This window comes from Enterobacter sp. IF2SW-B1 (assembly GCF_001743375.1).
Lineage (GTDB): Bacteria > Pseudomonadota > Gammaproteobacteria > Enterobacterales > Enterobacteriaceae > Enterobacter > Enterobacter bugandensis.
Map to the genome: position 1 here is coordinate 184,806 of NZ_MJAA01000005.1, position 16,818 is coordinate 201,623.

The 16,818-nt window shown below is 58.5% G+C and carries 18 protein-coding genes; 5 read left to right on the forward strand and 13 right to left on the reverse strand.

Features of this window, described 5'->3' with window-relative positions; all coding sequences use genetic code 11:
* Position 1 precedes the first annotated feature (1 nt).
* The 3 genes from A6013_RS12575 (at position 2) to nrdG (ending at position 3,632) form a co-directional block, all read left to right on the forward strand.
* Entirely contained in the window at positions 2-574 is a 573-nt protein-coding gene (locus A6013_RS12575) for a fructose PTS transporter subunit IIA (protein WP_048960128.1), read from the forward strand.
* A gap of 369 nt (positions 575-943) precedes the next feature.
* Complete coding sequence (gene nrdD, locus A6013_RS12580) at positions 944-3,082, forward strand: anaerobic ribonucleoside-triphosphate reductase (protein ID WP_069733183.1); 2,139 nt, start codon at positions 944-946, stop codon at positions 3,080-3,082.
* Between the two features lie 85 nt (positions 3,083-3,167).
* Positions 3,168-3,632 carry an anaerobic ribonucleoside-triphosphate reductase-activating protein gene (gene nrdG, locus A6013_RS12585; RefSeq protein ID WP_059357787.1) on the forward strand — a complete coding sequence of 155 codons (465 nt, stop codon included), beginning with the start codon at positions 3,168-3,170 and terminating at the stop codon, positions 3,630-3,632.
* A gap of 31 nt (positions 3,633-3,663) precedes the next feature.
* Here the strand turns inward: nrdG and A6013_RS12590 are convergent, their stop codons facing one another.
* From A6013_RS12590 to A6013_RS12635, 10 genes are read right to left on the reverse strand one after another with little or no spacing between them, the layout of a single operon-like run.
* Entirely contained in the window at positions 3,664-5,574 is a 1,911-nt protein-coding gene (locus tag A6013_RS12590; protein WP_048999489.1) for a transcription antiterminator, read from the reverse strand.
* A gap of 19 nt (positions 5,575-5,593) precedes the next feature.
* Positions 5,594-6,730: a lactonase family protein gene (locus tag A6013_RS12595; protein ID WP_069733184.1), complete on the reverse strand. Its 1,137-nt coding sequence runs from the start codon at positions 6,728-6,730 to the stop codon at positions 5,594-5,596.
* 25 nt (positions 6,731-6,755) lie between these two features.
* A complete protein-coding gene (locus tag A6013_RS12600; RefSeq protein ID WP_041911457.1) occupies positions 6,756-7,496 on the reverse strand; it encodes a KDGP aldolase family protein in 741 nt (246 codons plus the stop codon).
* Complete coding sequence (locus tag A6013_RS12605) at positions 7,493-8,611, reverse strand: DgaE family pyridoxal phosphate-dependent ammonia lyase (protein WP_069733185.1); 1,119 nt, start codon at positions 8,609-8,611, stop codon at positions 7,493-7,495. The genes A6013_RS12600 and A6013_RS12605 overlap by 4 nt, the downstream gene beginning before the upstream one ends.
* The gene (locus A6013_RS12610; protein WP_069733186.1) at positions 8,595-9,728 is read right to left on the reverse strand and encodes an amidohydrolase/deacetylase family metallohydrolase; all 1,134 of its coding nucleotides are present in this window, start codon (positions 9,726-9,728) and stop codon (positions 8,595-8,597) included. Before A6013_RS12610 ends, A6013_RS12605 begins: the two co-directional genes overlap by 17 nt.
* Positions 9,729-9,770: 42 nt before the next feature.
* Positions 9,771-10,412, reverse strand: coding sequence for a DUF4310 family protein (locus tag A6013_RS12615; RefSeq protein ID WP_003856081.1), 642 nt, complete (start codon positions 10,410-10,412; stop codon positions 9,771-9,773).
* 13 nt (positions 10,413-10,425) lie between these two features.
* Complete coding sequence (locus tag A6013_RS12620) at positions 10,426-11,202, reverse strand: DUF4311 domain-containing protein (protein ID WP_023310182.1); 777 nt, start codon at positions 11,200-11,202, stop codon at positions 10,426-10,428.
* 22 nt (positions 11,203-11,224) lie between these two features.
* Positions 11,225-11,524 carry a DUF4312 family protein gene (locus A6013_RS12625; protein WP_008501409.1) on the reverse strand — a complete coding sequence of 100 codons (300 nt, stop codon included), beginning with the start codon at positions 11,522-11,524 and terminating at the stop codon, positions 11,225-11,227.
* Between the two features lie 2 nt (positions 11,525-11,526).
* Positions 11,527-11,889, reverse strand: coding sequence for an SFCGS family glycine-rich protein (locus A6013_RS12630; protein ID WP_023293430.1), 363 nt, complete (start codon positions 11,887-11,889; stop codon positions 11,527-11,529).
* 10 nt (positions 11,890-11,899) lie between these two features.
* Positions 11,900-12,238, reverse strand: a complete 339-nt coding sequence (locus tag A6013_RS12635; protein ID WP_026080657.1) for a PRD domain-containing protein — start codon at positions 12,236-12,238, stop codon at positions 11,900-11,902.
* A gap of 417 nt (positions 12,239-12,655) precedes the next feature.
* Between A6013_RS12635 and A6013_RS12640 the strand changes: the two genes are divergently transcribed.
* Positions 12,656-12,811, forward strand: coding sequence for a Hok/Gef family protein (locus A6013_RS12640; protein ID WP_041911460.1), 156 nt, complete (start codon positions 12,656-12,658; stop codon positions 12,809-12,811).
* 70 nt (positions 12,812-12,881) lie between these two features.
* Here the strand turns inward: A6013_RS12640 and cybC are convergent, their stop codons facing one another.
* Both cybC and pmbA read right to left on the reverse strand, forming a co-directional pair.
* Positions 12,882-13,268, reverse strand: a complete 387-nt coding sequence (gene cybC, locus A6013_RS12645) for a cytochrome b562 (protein WP_028015297.1) — start codon at positions 13,266-13,268, stop codon at positions 12,882-12,884.
* A gap of 40 nt (positions 13,269-13,308) precedes the next feature.
* Positions 13,309-14,661 (reverse strand): metalloprotease PmbA, encoded by a 1,353-nt coding sequence (pmbA, locus tag A6013_RS12650; RefSeq protein ID WP_032644960.1) that lies wholly within the window; start codon positions 14,659-14,661, stop codon positions 13,309-13,311.
* Positions 14,662-14,756: 95 nt separating this feature from the next.
* Here pmbA and yjgA point away from each other — a divergent pair, with 95 nt between their 5' ends.
* Complete coding sequence (gene yjgA / locus A6013_RS12655; protein WP_028015295.1) at positions 14,757-15,308, forward strand: ribosome biogenesis factor YjgA; 552 nt, start codon at positions 14,757-14,759, stop codon at positions 15,306-15,308.
* Positions 15,309-15,382: 74 nt separating this feature from the next.
* Here yjgA and mpl read toward each other — a convergent pair whose 3' ends face one another.
* Positions 15,383-16,756 (reverse strand): UDP-N-acetylmuramate:L-alanyl-gamma-D-glutamyl-meso-diaminopimelate ligase, encoded by a 1,374-nt coding sequence (gene mpl / locus A6013_RS12660; protein ID WP_069733187.1) that lies wholly within the window; start codon positions 16,754-16,756, stop codon positions 15,383-15,385.
* Positions 16,757-16,818 lie beyond the last annotated feature (62 nt).

Below are 16,818 nucleotides of genomic sequence, written 5' to 3' on the forward strand. Positions count from 1 at the left end.
TATGAACTTGCTTGCATTGACGCACCCCGATCTTGTTTTTATCAACCCGCCGCACCGTACGCCTGAAGCGCTGATCCGCTGGCTCGCCGAACCGCTCGCCAGGCGAAAAATCATCTGCGATGAAGAAACATTCATCCAGAGCGTGTTACAGCGCGAAAGCGAAGGCCCTACCGCGCTGGGTGAAGCGCTCGCCGTTCCGCACGGTAAAACCGAGGCGGTGCAGCAGGCGGCGTTTTGTGTGGCACTCTTTGACGACCCGATACGCTGGCCGGGGCTGGACGGTGATGAAGAGGTCAGAATGGTTTTCCTGCTCGCCATTCCGCCCGCGGAAGCAGGCAGTACCCACATGCAACTGCTGACGACGCTGACCAGTTTATTGACAGAAGATCGAGTGCGCGCGCAGCTTCTGGCGGCGCGCACCCGGGAAGAGGCGATGTCCGCCCTGAGTGCTGAAGAACCTCAAAAACAGGATGCGGCCCCTGACCGCTCCCTTCTCATTCCGGTGATACTGGGCAGTATCGCTACCGCAGCCTTTTTACAGGCAGGATTGAGCTGGGCCTGCGCGATGAATTAACCGAACGGCGCTCAGCATGTACCACGTTGAGCGCTTGTTTTTGTTGAATAATTAATCAGATTTTTCCTTCGCGTCTTTACAAAGGCTGAAGCGCCCGCCGTTTGTACTCTCGTCTTTTTACTTTGTTCTGCGTCAAATAAATCGCAAACTTGTTTGATGCAAATCACTATATGTAGAACTTAAAATGCACGCCGACCCAACATCTTGTATTAATCGTCTACTATTCCAACAACAAGACGGCGCTTACGCTGGCCGGAATTGTGGATAACACGAGCTGGGAACGGGGGAAGTCTTTGGCCTGGCGGGGAATACGTCCGGTGAATACTTCTCCACCTCTGTGGATAACCTGTTTTTAAAAATGGAGTGATCATGACACCGCATGTGATGAAACGTGATGGCTGTAAAGTGCCGTTTAAATCAGAGCGCATCCAGGAAGCCATTCTGCGTGCAGCTAAAGCAGCGGGAGTCGATGACGCAGATTACTGCGCCACCGTCGCAGAAGTCGTTAGCAGCCAGATGACTGAACGCAGCCAGGTCGATATCAACGAGATCCAGACCGCGGTTGAAAACCAGCTGATGGCTGGCCCCTACAAACAGTTAGCCCGCGCCTACATTGAGTATCGCCACGATCGCGACGTGCAGCGTGAGAAGCGCGGTCGCCTGAATCAGGAGATCCGTGGCCTGGTGGAGCAGACCAACTCTGCCCTGCTCAATGAAAACGCCAACAAAGACAGCAAAGTGATCCCGACCCAGCGCGATCTGCTGGCCGGTATCGTCGCCAAACACTATGCCCGCCAGCATCTGCTGCCGCGCGACGTGGTCTCGGCACACGAGCGCGGCGAGATCCACTATCACGACCTCGATTACTCGCCGTTCTTCCCGATGTTCAACTGCATGCTGATCGACCTGAAAGGCATGCTGACCCAGGGCTTTAAAATGGGTAACGCCGAGATTGAACCGCCTAAGTCGATCTCCACGGCGACAGCGGTAACGGCACAGATCATCGCTCAGGTGGCGAGCCACATTTATGGCGGGACCACCATAAACCGCATTGACGAAGTGCTGGCCCCGTTCGTGACGGCGAGCTTCAACAAGCATCGGAAAACTGCCGAAGAGTGGCAGATCCCGGACGCGGACGGCTATGCGCGCTCCCGTACCGAAAAAGAGTGCTACGACGCGTTCCAGTCGCTGGAATATGAAGTGAACACGCTGCATACCGCCAACGGGCAGACGCCGTTTGTGACCTTCGGTTTTGGCCTGGGCACCAGCTGGGAATCACGCCTGATCCAGCAGTCCATTCTGCGCAACCGTATTTCCGGCCTCGGCAAGAACCGCAAAACCGCGGTGTTCCCGAAACTGGTGTTCGCCATCCGCGACGGCCTGAACCACAAGTTTGGCGATCCGAACTACGACATCAAACAACTGGCGCTGGAGTGCGCGAGCAAGCGCATGTACCCGGACATTCTGAACTACGACCAGGTGGTAAAAGTCACCGGCTCGTTTAAAACGCCTATGGGCTGCCGCAGTTTCCTCGGGGTGTACGAGGATGAAAACGGCGAGCAGATCCACGACGGGCGTAACAACCTGGGCGTCATCAGCCTGAACCTGCCGCGCATCGCGCTGGAGGCCAAAGGCAATGAAGCTGAATTCTGGAAACTGCTGGATAAGCGCCTGCAGCTGGCGCGTAAGGCGCTGATGACCCGTATCGCACGCCTTGAAGGGGTGAAAGCCCGCGTGGCGCCCATCCTCTATATGGAAGGGGCCTGCGGCGTGCGCCTGAAGGCGGACGATGACGTGTCCGAGATCTTCAAAAACGGCCGCGCGTCGATTTCGCTGGGCTATATCGGCATCCACGAAACCATCAACGCCCTGTCTGGCGACGCGCATATGTACGACAGCGAGGCCCTGCGCGAAAAAGGCATTGCGATTGTCCAGCGCCTGCGCGACGCGGTTGACCAGTGGAAAGAGGAAACTGGCTACGGGTTTAGCCTCTACAGTACGCCGAGCGAGAACCTGTGCGACCGCTTCTGCCGTCTGGACACCGCCGCGTTCGGGATTGTGGAAGGCGTGACCGACAAAGGGTACTACACCAACAGCTTCCACCTCGACGTGGAGAAAAAGGTAAACCCGTACGACAAGATCGACTTCGAAGCGGCCTATCCGCCCATCGCCAGCGGCGGCTTCATCTGCTACGGCGAGTACCCGAACATCCAGCACAACCTGAAGGCGCTGGAAGACGTGTGGGATTATAGCTATCAGCACGTGCCGTATTACGGGACCAATACGCCAATCGACGAATGCTACGAGTGTGGCTTTACCGGTGAGTTCGAGTGTACGAGCAAAGGCTTTACCTGCCCGAAATGCGGCAACCACGATGCAGCCCGTGTCTCCGTGACCCGTCGCGTGTGCGGCTATCTCGGCAGCCCGGATGCCCGTCCGTTTAACGCCGGCAAGCAGGAAGAGGTGAAGCGCCGGGTGAAACATCTGGGGAATGGGCAGATCGGTTGAGCCACTGCCACATTTATGCCCGGTGGCGCTACGCTTACCGGGCCTACAATCCGCACTCACACTGTACCCGGCTTGGTTAACCGCTATGAACTACCATCAGTACTACCCCGTCGATATTGTCAACGGCCCCGGCACCCGCTGCACCCTGTTCGTTTCAGGTTGCGTTCACGAGTGCCCCGGCTGCTACAACAAAAGCACCTGGCGCGTAAATTCCGGCATGCCGTTTACCGCCGAAATGGAAGACCGCATCATCGACGACCTGAACGACACGCGCATCAAACGCCAGGGGATTTCGCTCTCCGGCGGCGATCCGCTCCATCCGCAAAACGTGCCGGAGATCCTGAAGCTGGTGAAGCGCATCCGCCGCGAGTGTGCGGGAAAAGATATCTGGGTCTGGACGGGATATAAGCTGGATGAGCTGAATGCAGCTCAGAAGGAAGTTGTGGATTTAATTAACGTGCTGGTGGACGGCAAGTTCGTGCAGGATTTAAAAGATCCGGCCCTGATCTGGCGCGGCAGCAGCAACCAGGTTGTGCATCATTTGCGGTGAATGAAGGCGGATAACCTCTATCCGCCTGGCCTCAAAACCGGCTCAAACTCTCCATCGCCTCAGCCTTAAACGCCGCAAAATCCTCGCACTGGCACAGGCGCGTCATTGCGCGTTCTCGCAGGAAAGTGACGAAGATGTCGTAAATCGCCATCGCCTCTTCGTACTCGCTTTTGCTGATGGCGAGCAGGAAGATGACGTGCGCCGTTTCATCCCCCCACTGAATACCCTGCGGAGCCAGCACCGTATAGACCACCGTTTTCTGTGCCAGCAGGCCGAGGGAGTGCGGCAGCGCGATGCCGTCGCCGAGCATGGTGCTGACGATAGCTTCACGCTCAACGACCGAATCCAGAAACTCCGCGCCGACAAAGCCTTCGGCCTCAAGCTGTTCACACAGCTCGCGGAACAGCGTTTGCTGGTCAACAGGCTTGTCGAGAATGCGAAAATGGGCCGCGTCGAAGTATTTCTCCAGCATCCACGGGCGGGTGCGGTCCACCAGCACCAGCTTGCCGATCTGCTCCAATTGATAATCGGTCGGGAACGGGGCGATCGTCACCACCGGTTTAGATTTTTCACTCACGCGGGCGGTGGAGATGACAAAGTCTTCGCCGATGGCATCCGCCAGCTCGTATTCGCGCAGAGTGAGCGTGCGCGTCACCTCGATCTGCGGGTATTTGCGCTGGAGCACCGCCTCGATCATGCGCACCATCGCATTACCGGCGTCGCACACCAGCAGCACGCGCGGCTGGCGCTGGTAGCCGATGTTGTAGTGGCGCTCAAGCCCCACGCCGATGTGCAGCACCAGAAAACCAATCTCGTTTTCGCTGATCGCATACGGGGTGTATTTCCCCCAGCTCGACACCGCCGCGAGAGTCATATCCCACGCCATCGGATAGTGCTGCTTGATGTTGTCCAGCAGCGGATTGGGGATCATGATTTGATAGCGCACGCGGGTGATCATGGTTTTGATGTGCGTGAGCAGATCGGCGTGCAGCTGCGCGTCGCTGAGCAGGTTGTAGTTATAGTGGGTGTTGATGTAGCGCAGGATATAGTTGACCAGCGCTTCGTCGTCGTCGGCGTTAATCGCGCTGGGGGCAATCTCCTGAATCTGCCGCGCCGCGATGTGGACGCACAGCCAGCTCTCTTCCGATGGCGCAAGCGCCTTGCCCGCCAGCTCCTGAATGGCCACCGCGATATCCTTCGCCGCCTCGCGCACGTTCTCTTCCACGTCTTCCGCGTGGAATTCCGGCAGCGGATACCCCTCGCTGATGCGCCGCACCGACACCGCGCAGTACAGGCGCAGGAACAGTTCGCCTTCGTCGGTCAGACGAATGTGATGGCGGGTGAGCGCGTCGTGAAGCACGACCACCATCTGCTCCGGTACCCCGGCGTTGAGCGCGACCTCCGTCACCAGCGGGTTAAGGCTGTCCTGCTGCGCCAGCTCCCACAGAAGATCGGTCAGGCAGGCGCGGACCGACATCTCGCTGCCAAACAGCTTCATGCCGTGGCGCGGGCGGGTTTCCAGCGTCAGGTTATAGCGCTGGAACCACTCGCGCACTTCCACCATGTCGCTCTGCAAGGTGGCGCGGCTGACAAACCACTCGTCGGCCAGATCTTCAAGCTTAAGTGAAAACGCCGACGTCAGGAAACGCACCACCAGATAGTGCACGCGCTCCGGTCCCGTTCGGGGAATACGCAGCGCGCGCGGGTGCGATGCCTGAAGCTGCTGATAGCGCTCGGCATCGTCAATTTTAAGCTGGTAGCCGTTACCCCGGCTCAGAATAAACTGCGCGCCGTGGCTCGCCAGCAGCGCGTTCAGGGCGGTGATATCTGCGCGGACGGTTCGCGTGGAGACCGACAGCCGCTGCGCCAGCTCGTCCTGCGGCAGCGTCTCGTTTTGCAACAGATCGAAAAGTTGCGCTAAACGTTGGTTCGGAAATCGCACGTCGTTGTCCTCTTACTGCTCAGGGTGAAATGACCATCTGGGATGGGCTGCCGACCGGGGTATAGTCTGGCTCGGCGCTCAGCTTGCCGTCCGGCGCCACGCGGAAACGGGTAATGTTGTCGCTGCGCTGGTTCATGACGTACAGCCAGCGTCCCTGCTTATCGAGCGTCAGGGTGCGCGGGTAGTCGCCGCGCGTCCAGACATCCTCCTGATGCGTCAGCGTGCCCTCCGCTGTTACGGTAAAGTGCCCGATGCTGTTATGCAAACGGTTCGCCACATACAGCTGTTTACCATCGGCGCTTAGCGCCAGCCCGGCAGCAAAACTGGTGCCTTTATAGCCGTCCGGCAGGGCAGAGACCGTTTTGCCCTCTTTCAGCCTGCCGTTGCTGTCCAGCGCATAATGGGTGAGCGTCGACGCCTCTTCGTTAATCAGCCACAGGGCATCGCCTTTCGGCGTAAAGACGAAGTGGCGCGGACCGGCACCTTTCGAAGAGGCGCTGATAAACGGCGGATCGTTCGGCGTTAGCTTTCCGGTTCGATCGTCAAAGCGGTACTGATAGATACGATCCAGCCCAAGATCGGTGGAAAAAACGTATTTCCCGCTCGGATCGGCGGCGATCATGTGCGCATGCGGGCCGTTGTGATCGCTGATGGCAAAGCTACCTTCGACAGCCGCTTCCGGCTTCGCCGCGCCCGGTTCGCCCTGGTCCTGATGTCTGTCCGTCGCGTCACCCAGGCTGCCGTCCGCGTTGACGGGCAAAACGGCAATCGATCCGCTGACGTAGTTCGCCACCAGCAGATGCTTGCCGTTTGGCGTTAGCGAAAGATACACCGGCCCGGCGCCACCGGAGGCCACCTGATTCAGCTCGCTCAGCTCACCGTTATCGCCGACGCGCAGCGCCTGCACCACGCCCTGCTCCACTTCGCTTGCCAGATACAGCGTTTTACCGTCTTGCGAAAGGGTCAACTGCGCCGCGTTCGGCAGTTTGCTCACCAGCGTTTTGTTATCGAGCGCGCCGGTTTGCGGGTCGATGGTAAAACGGTACAGCCCTTCACCGTTCGGATTATAGGTGCCCACCCAGGCGTATTGCGTCTGGGCGATGGCGGCGGTGGCGAGCATTGAGAGTGAAGCGACAAGCAGGTTACGGGTGTGCATGGTGGCTCCTTTATATGTGTGAGTTCTACTTCACCAGCTTCTTCGTCATCGCCAGCAGCGTACGCACATCTTCGGGACGCGTATCGCCGCTGGCTTTGTCGATAATTGAACTGTAGATGTGCGGGATGATTTTGCTCACGCCCGCGTCGAGGGCGATCTGCAGGATCGCCTCATAGTTCTCCAGATCGATACCCCCCGTCGGCTCCAGCCAGAAGTCGTGACGGGCGCAGGCTTCCGCCACCGCCTGGTATTCGTCACGGCACTTGAGGCCGCCCATCGGGAAGTACTTAATCGAGCTGCCGCCGAAGTCTTTCAGCAGGGCAATCGCCGTTTCAACCGGCACGATGCCGTCCGGCGCTTTGCTGCTCAGCGGGCCGGTGGAGATTTTCACCATGCCGACGGTACCGGTCGGAGAGACCAGGCCATTGACCACCGATTCATTCTGCCCCAGCAGCGCGCGGCTCGCTGCCACGCCGGTGAAGACCTGATTAACGTGCTGCGGCTGCACCTGGCGGGAGATCTCGCTCACCATCGCCGACTGGTTCGGATCGCCCGCGCCCAGCCCCACGGAGAGCGCGTTATCAATCAGCGCCGCGTATTCACGCATATCCGCGACCGCGCTCGCCACGTCCGGGTAATTTTTGGAGAGCACGCCCACCAGCACGTGACCTTCCGCCGCCTCGTAAATGGCGCTGGCGTTGGCTTTCGAGCCGGCCAGCACGTTCAGGCAGACGCGGTCACGGTAAAAATTGGGGGTCAGTTTCATGCGTTTTTCTCCTGTCCTAATACTTCGCCAATGCGGCGGTAGACAATGTTCAGCTGGTCAGCACTTACGCTGCGCACGTCCGCTTCGATAATCCCTTCGTTGGCCTTGTAGCCACGGAAATAGATGGCGTATTCGCCCTGCTTGAGCGCGATCACCAGGTCACCCGTGCCGACGCCTGTGGTGGCTTCGTCGAACTTAATTTCGGTGCGGGCGATATCGCGACCCGCGCTGTCCCAGACCACGCGGGCGGTGACGCCGTTCAGGGTGTTGAGCGCGTCGATAAACGGCGTCATCTTCGCCACCATCTCGGCACCGCTCTCTTTGGTGGCCGTCAGGTAGTATTCGATGGCGCAGGTCAGGCCGAGGATCCCCTCTTTACCCACCTTCATGGCGCGGCCAATGCCCGCCGTCTGGCGCTTCACCCACTCAACGTACTGGGTTTTGCCGATCACCAGGCCGCTGGTTGGCCCCTCGATCGCCTTCGCGCCGCTGTAAATCACCAGATCCGCGCCGGAGCGGTAGTACACGTGCAGATCTTCTTCCGCCGCGGCATCAACGATCAGCGGCAGGGAGTGTTTACGTGCGACGACTGCCGCCTGCTCGACGCTGAGCATGCTTTTCTGCACGCAGTGGTGCGATTTGATGTAGAGGATCGCCGCCGTGCGCGGGGTGATGGCCGCCGCCAGCTGATCGGCGGAACATTCGTTGGCGTAACCCGCTTCCACCAGCTTGCCGCCGCCCAGCGCCACCATGGTGCCGACCGGCGCGCCAAAGTTAACGTTGTGGCCTTTCGGCAGGACGATTTCATTGTTCTCGATTGGGGTGACGTGCAGGTTTTCCAGCAGCCAGTCGCTGTCTTTTACCAGCACCGCCGCCACGGACTGGGCGATGCCCGCCGACGCGCAGGAGACCACCGTCGCGCCTTCCACATCCAGCAGCTTCGCGATGTATTCCCCGGTTTTATTGACCAGATCCTTCATCTCGAAGTAATGATTCATGCCGTCCATCGCCGCCTGCACTACTTCCGGGCGCGGCGTGGAGACGCCCAGCGCCGTCATGCGGCCAGAGGTGTTGATAACCTGCTTTAAATTATACTTCTCATAAATCGAAGGCATGTTCCGTGCTCCCTTGTTCGGTCATGTAGCCCTTGCCCGCGCGGATCGCGGCAAGCGGCACCAGAATGTGTTCAGCCTGCAGGCTGTCGTTTTCAGCGTCCGTCAGCACCGTTGGCTGGCGTTTAATCGTGAACAGCGTCAGGTCGGCGTCGAGACCCGGCTGAATGCGGCCCTTGCGCGTCAGGCGCAGGCCGTCGGCGGCGTTCGAGGTCACGCAGTCAATCACCTGCGGCAATGACATGCCGATGGCGAGAAACTTCGACATCACGCTTGCCAGCGAGCCAACCGGGCCGTTGATGCGGTTGCGGCAGTAGATATCCGAGCTGATGGTGTGCGGCAGAATGCCCATCGCGATGGCGCGTTTCGCCACCTCAAAGCTGAAGCTCGCCGTGCCGTGGCCGACGTCCAGACGCACGCCGCGCTTAAGGGCGGAGGTGATGGAGGCGCGCAGCTCGCCGGACGGCGTCAGAATGCGGTTAGGCTTCCCGTTATAGCAGTGGGTAATGATGTCGCCGGAGCTTAACAGCTCGGCGATTTCGTCGAGGTTCGGCGGGTTATTGCCGATGTGTACCATCAGCGGCAAATCGCCATTCTCTTTCTGGATGGCTTTGGCGCGCTCCAGCGGCGTGATGCCGTTTTCACCGACCACGCTGCTGCTCATGCGCGCCTTCAGGCCGACAATAAAATCAGGGTGGCGCTTCACCGCCTGCTTCACCGCATCGGCGTCAATGTTTGCCATGTTGGCCAGTTCGTTCTGGGCAATCAGCCCCACGCGGGAGATATTCAGCAGGGCAAAGACGTCGGTGGAGGCTTTGCGGGTGATTTCATAAAAATCGTCCACGTCGTCGGCCCCGGTACTGCCCGCGTCCACCACGGTAGTGACGCCGGTGGCAATACCCACGCTGTCCGGCTCGTCGTGGTAAATCGGTGAGTTCGGGTAGCAGTGAACGTGGGAGTCAATCCAGCCCGCGCTAACGTACACGTCACCGTTAAGCTCAACCGTTTTACGGGACGGAGCGTCAATTTCGCCCGTCGCGGCGATCTTCCCGTCCTGAATGGCGATATCGGTCAGGGTATCGTCGGCGAGGCGCGCACGGCGCAGGAGTAAATCAAACATGAGGATCTCCTGATAGGGCGGGCGCAGATGCGCCCGCGGGTATTAAAGGGCGACCGGGAACAGCCAGCCCAAAATCATTGCGCCGAGGATGGCGCCACCGGTAATCGGCTTCTGCCAGATGTAGAACAGCAGCGCGCCTACCAGCGAACCGACGCCGATTGGAATGGAGGCAGTCATCGCGCTGAGGATAATCAGCGGCCCGAGGAAGCGGCCGGAGGCGTTACCCGCGCCCATCATCACGTCTGCGCCGTAGGTGGAGTTGCTCTGGTTGATGGTGAACTTACGCGCCAGGATGATGACGTAGCCAATCGCCAGACCAATCACCAGGCCGGTAATCAGCGAGGCAATGAAGTTGGTCACCGGGAACATGATCCCCGCGCCCAGCAACAGCGCCGGTACGCCGAGGCCCACGCCGGTTTGGATCGCCCCACCGATGTCGAGAATACCCACCAGCGACCCTTCAATAATGCGGGCGAACAGGAAGCTCGCGCCGAACGCCGCCACCGCGCCGTAGACACCGGTATCGATGCCCGCTTTCAGCATCGCCACGAAGGCCACTTCGTTAAACGCGCCGATGCCGTAGAGGTAGTACATGTGCGTCCCGGCGAAGACGCCGGAGGAAAGCAGGCCAACGAAGATCGGGAACGACCAGTCGGCATACCAAAAACCTTTATTCTGTTCCATGTAGAGGCTCCTGTTATTTACCGCTGAGCGAGTTGTGGATCATGTCGAGCCAGTTCGGCACGGTCAGATGGAAGGATTCGATCATCTTCATGTCGAAGCCGCGGAAGAAGCCGCTCAACACGAACAGCAGCACGATCGCCGCCATCATCACTTTGGTGACGTGGTTCCAGCCGCTCTCTTCCACGCCTTTACCGATCAGGATGCCGAGAACCAGACCCGGTACGGCGTTCCCCATGATCAGCTGCGCCGCGCCGCCGAAGATGGTGGCCCAGAAGCCCGATTTTTTACCCGCGTCGATGGCCGCCAGCCAGAAGATCACCGGCATCACGGTGTTAACCAGCAGGTTCGCGGCAGGCACCAGCACCTTCACGGCGGTGACCTGCAGCGCTGCCGGCACGGAGGAGGCGGTCAGGTTCAGGAAGGTGACGACGAGCATGCCAATCACGCCGCAGGCAATCGCCATTTTGCGGGGATCGTGCAGCGTTTCGCCGACGTTACGGTTTTTGATCATCAGTGCAGCAGCACCCCAGTTCGGGATGATGCGGTGGTCAACGTCCTGTGTGAAGGCACCTGCAGCCACGGAAGAGGCCCAGGCGTTAAAGAAGAAACCTAACCCAAAGGAGAAGTGGGACGCCGGATCCCCTTCACAGGAGTTCAGTTCCCCCAAGGTACGAAACGCGCCCATACCCTGAGTGGTAGGCGCATGAAACATGCGTGCAGCCCCGGCTCCGACACCGACGCCAACCAGGCCGCCAATGATGAGCGATTTTATTAATATAATTAAGAACATCAGTCTGCCCTTTTATGAATAATCAGCGTTGCGTGACGAAATCCACCCGGTCAAGATTGATGGCGGTCACGTTGACGGTCACATCCAGCTCCACGCTGTAGGTGCGTCTTTCCCGGCGCAAAAAGAAGAACAGAAACGCTTCTTTACGCACCGCTTCTTGCGCCTGAACAACCTGCACATCCTGTGGCTCAATACGCAGTAAGATATGCGGTGAGGCTTTCATCACCGCTGCCTGAACGTGGTTGAGGGCATCGGCAAAGGCGCGCGCTTTGGCGTCGCCCTTCCCCTTCACTCTCACCGTGGTTGTGAACTGTTCTTTCATGCTTATGCGCCGTATTTCTTCTGCCACGCCTGCACCAGACGCTCGCCCAGCTCTTCTTTATCCATAAAGCCAAAGCCCAGCACGTTGCAGCCTTCGTTGATGGCGGTCACGCCCTCTTCCACGGAACGCATGCCGTATTTGGCCTTGTAGCCATATTTGGTTTGGGCGGTGATGGCACCCGCGCCGCCGCTGCCGCAGAAGGAGATGCCGAAGGTGGCGTTTTCCGCTTTCATTACGTCGCCGAGCTTCATGTCCGCCGCCATGCCCGGCACAACCACTGCGCGTCCACCTGCTTTTTCCACACCCGCAGCCACTTTCTGACCTTTACCCAGGCGATCGCCAATCACGACTGTAATCTGTTCCATGTGTTGCTCCTTAAAGGTTGTCTTTCGCGACTTCAAAGTGAACGGAGAGCAGCCAGGCCTCTTCATCAGGAAGGTTGCCAAACTGCGCCACCACTTCACGGGCAAGCTGCATTGAATCTGGTGAAATTTCGTCGAACAGCTCTGCTTCAACCTCCGGCAGTGGCTCGCCGGTCACGGACCGGTGCGCCATTGCGCGAACGTGGGAGGTGAGCATCTGCTCCTGTACCGCATTGGGGATGATGTTGTGCCGGGCCAGCAGGGCATAAACCTGCTGCAGCATGGTGTTCGCGAGCTGTTCTGTTTGCACCGCCTGTTCCCCAACGTCGTTCATTACCGCTCCGTTAATCACTCGTCTTACCCCGTTAATGGCTCTGGAATAAAACTAACGTTGGGCGTGAAGGGTTTGTAGCGAGTTGTTTTCCACTTCGAAGTGGAAAGGCGAGCCGCAGCAGTGATCTGTTCCACATAAATATGGTGAATCTGGATTAACGGCCGCATTTACGTGATGAATATCACGCTATTAAGCGGCACTAAACAGGTAAGCGGAGTGGAAAAGTTTACGAGCAGGCTCGTAGAAATGTGACGTAGATAAGGTTTTCTTATGGGGATTCGCTAGAGTGGCAGCGGGTGCTTGAGACTGACCGTCTCAGGCATGGGACGGAAAGTGGAAAGCCCCGCCTGATAGAAAATCAGGGCGGGGGCTCGAAACGACACGTCACGACCGTGGAGTTCGCTACCTCGCCCGCTTTAAAGCAAGGAGGCATCCATGAAACGCCAATCCCCAATTATCCGGGTTTCGATGATTGTTGCTTTGACAATAATCATCTTAACGCTGGTGACGAGGAAAACACTGTGCGAGATCCGTTTTCGAAACGGCTCGCTTGAAGTGACAGCGCGGATGGATTGTCGCTCCGGCCAGTAGGGAGCAAGGATGCGGGGGCGCTTAGTGCGCCTCCGCATACGGAGGAAGGACGTACAGCTCAGGCACCCAATTAACGGTATTTCTTGTGGTACGTGTTGCGCGTCGCCACAAACTGGTCGGCCGCCGCCTGGGCTTCCTTCACTTTGCCTTCGTTAGCCAGCTTCAGCGCGCCGTCGATCTGACCGACCAGCACGTCAAAGCCGTGGCGATAGTCTTTCATTTCTGCGCTGTCTGCCGCTTTGCTTTCCAGCTTTGGCGGCGTCGCTTTTTGCGCGTCCAGCGCCGCTTCACGCATTTTGGTCAGTGCGCCTTTCATTTCCGCCGCATTGTCCGTTTTCTGCACTACCTTCAGGTTTTGACTGAGTATGTCCATGTTGTCTTCGAGATCGGCAGCAAACGCAGAAGAGCCAAGAACCAGCGTTGAAGCCGCGACGATCGCTAACAGGTGTTTACGCATTGCTCACTTCCTTTTTTATTATTAAAACGCTTTTCGGGTATTACTGGCCGGCGATTTTCATTTCCGGCAGTAATACAGAACCACACTGTATATTGCTACGTGTTTCAATATCGTTACCGACCGTAACGATATTGCGCCACATGTCCTTCAGGTTTCCGGCGATGGTAATTTCGCTCACCGGATACTGAATTTCGCCGTTTTCGACCCAGAAGCCTGCCGCACCGCGAGAGTAGTCGCCGGTGATGCCGCTTACGCCCTGGCCCATCAGCTCGGTGACCACCAGACCAGTGCCCATCTCTTTCAGCATCTGCTCGAAGTTCAGGCCCTGACCGGCAATGCGCCAGTTGTGGATCCCGCCCGCATGTCCGGTGCTTTTCAGCCCCAGCTTGCGCGCGGAGTAGTTGGTCAGCAGCCACTGGGTCAGAATGCCGTCTTTAACAATATCGCGGCGTTCCGTGCGCACGCCTTCGCTGTCGAATGGCGTGGAGGCCAGCCCTTTCAGCAGGTGCGGATGTTCTTCGATAGTCAGCCACTCCGGCAGGATCTGCTTGCCCAGCGAGTCGAGCAGGAAGGTCGATTTACGGTACACCGAGCCGCCCGCGATAGCGCCCACCAGATGACCAAACAGGCCGGTCGCCACTTCATTGGCAAAAATGACCGGGGCCTTCATGGTGGAGAGTTTACGCGGCGACAGGCGAGACAGCGTGCGTTCGGCACACTCTTTGCCCACCCACTCAGGAGACTGCAAATCCCCCAGCGCGCGGCCAATGGTGTAGGCGTAGTCACGCTCCATGTCGCCGTTCTCTTCGGCAATTACGCAGCTTGAAAGCGAGTGACGGGTGGAGCAGTAGCCCTGCAGCATGCCGTGGCTGTTGCCGAAAACTTTGATGCCGTAGTGGCTGTTGAAGCTGCCGCCTTCGGTATTCGTGATGCGCTTGTCAGCCTGCAAAGACGCCTGCTCGGCGCGCGCGGCCAGCTCAATCGCTTCATCCGGCGTGACTTCAGCCGGGTGGAACAGATCGAGATCCGGCGCGTCAAACGCCAGCAGATCTTTATCCGCCACGCCTGCGTAAGGATCCGGAGAGGTGTAACGGGCGATATCCAGCGCCGCCTGCACCGTGCGGGCGATGGCATCCGGGCTGAGATCGGTGGACGACGCGCTGCCTTTGCGGTTCTGGTGATACACCGTGATCCCAAGCGCGCCATCGCTGTTAAATTCTACATTCTCCACTTCGCCATAGCGGGTGCTCACGCTAATGCCGGTGGTTTTGCTGACCGCCACTTCGGCGCCATCTGATTTACCTGAAGCGAGCGTCAGCGCGGTGGAGACGGCTTCTTCCAGAATCTTACGCTGCGCTTCAACTTGTGAGGTTACTTTCATCGCAAATGCCATACTGTAAGAGAGAGTTAAGTGAAGTCTAACAGAGAACCGTTTTTCAGTGCGCGTCTTAACTGGTAACATTAGCCTCTTTTTTTAAGGAGCCTGACATGACTAAGCAGCCCGAAGACTGGCTCGACGACGTTCCCGGTGATGACATCGAAGACGAAGATGATGAGATCATCTGGGTCAGTAAAAGTGAAATTAAACGTGACGCCGAAGAGTTAAAACAGCTTGGCGCAGAAATGGTAGAACTGGGTAAAAACGCGCTGGATAAGATCCCGCTCGACCAGGATCTGCGTGATGCCATTGAACTGGCACAGAAAATCAAGAAAGAAGGCCGTCGTCGCCAGCTTCAGCTTATCGGTAAAATGCTGCGTCAGCGCGACGTGGATCCGATCCGTCAGGCGCTGGACAAGCTGAAAAACCGCCACAACCAGCAGGTTGCGCTGTTCCATAAGCTGGAGCAGATCCGCGATCGTCTGATTGAACAGGGTGATGATGCGGTACCGGAAGTGCTGAACCTGTGGCCGGATGCCGACCGCCAGCAGCTGCGTTCTTTGATCCGCAACGCGAAGAAAGAGAAAGAGGGGAATAAGCCGCCGAAATCCGCGCGTCTGATTTTCCAGTATCTGCGCGAGCTGTCTGAGAACGCAGAGTAATCCCCTCACCCCAAAGGGGAGAGGGAGAAGAGATAATGTAAGCCCGGTAAGCGCTAGCGCCACCGGGCTTTTTTTTACTCTGTGGCCGCGGCTTTCTTCGCCAGACCGTCCAGCAGCTTCTGATGGATCCCACCGAACCCGCCGTTGCTCATCACCAGAATGTGGTCGCCAGGCTGTGCGGCTTTCACCACCATATCCGCTAAGACATCCACGTCCGCGCTCCAGTGCGCAGGCTGAATGCAGGCGTCGGCCACTTCAGCCACCTGCCACGGAATATGCTGCGGCTGCAGCAGGAAGACTTCGTCGGCACGTCCCAGGGACGGCGCGAGGTCGTCTTTGCAGATGCCCATTTTCATGGTGTTCGAGCGCGGTTCCAGCACCGCCAGAATGCGCGCGGTGCCGCCAACCTTGCCACGCAGGGCGGCAAGCGTCGCCAGAATGGCCGTTGGGTGGTGCGCGAAATCGTCATACACCGTCACGCCGTTCGCTTCGCCGCGCAGCTCCAGGCGGCGGCGGGCGTTGATAAACGTCCCCAGCGCATTGGCCGCATCCGCAGGCAGCACGCCCACGTGGCGCGCCGCGGCGATCGCCATCAGGCCGTTGTGCATGTTGTGCTCGCCCACCAGGCCCCACTTCACCTCGCCCACTTTCTCACCGTCGAGCAGTACTTCCCACTCGGAGGCATCCGCGTTGAGTTTTTTCGCCTGCCAGTGGCCCTGCTCGCCCACCAGCTCCTGCTCGCTCCAGCAGCCCATCGCCATGGTCTGCTTCAGGTTGATGTCGTTCTCCGGCAGGATAATGCGGCCCTGGCCCGGAACAATGCGCACCAGGTGGTGGAACTGTTTCTGAATGGCTTTCAGGTCGTCAAAGATATCCGCGTGGTCAAACTCAAGGTTGTTGAGGATCAGCGTGCGCGGGCAGTAGTGCACGAATTTGGAACGCTTGTCGAAGAATGCGCAGTCGTATTCATCCGCTTCAATCACAAAGAACGGGCTGTCGCCGAGACGCGCAGAGACGTCGAAGTTACCCGGCACGCCGCCGATCACGAAGCCCGGCTTGTAGCCGCAGGCTTCGAGGATCCAGGTCGCCATGCCGGCGGTGGTGGTTTTGCCGTGGGTACCGGCTACGGCAACCACCCAGCGGTCGCGCAGCACGAAATCATGCAGCCACTGTGGGCCGGACATGAACGGAATATTGCGTTCCAGCACCGCTTCAACGCACGGGTTACCGCGGGTCATGGCGTTGCCAATGATGACCAGATCCGGCTCGGGATCCAGCTGGCTGGCATCGTAGCCCTGAATTAAAGAGATGCCCTGTTTCTCCAGAAGCGTGCTCATCGGCGGATACACATTGGCGTCCGAACCTGTCACTTCATGGCCCAGCGAGCGCGCCAGCATTGCCAGTCCGCCCATGAAAGTGCCACAAATCCCCAATATATGAATGCGCATACGTCACTATCCTTCTTTAATGTGGCGCACATTTTACTCACATGTTAGCGGCTGTGAAACGC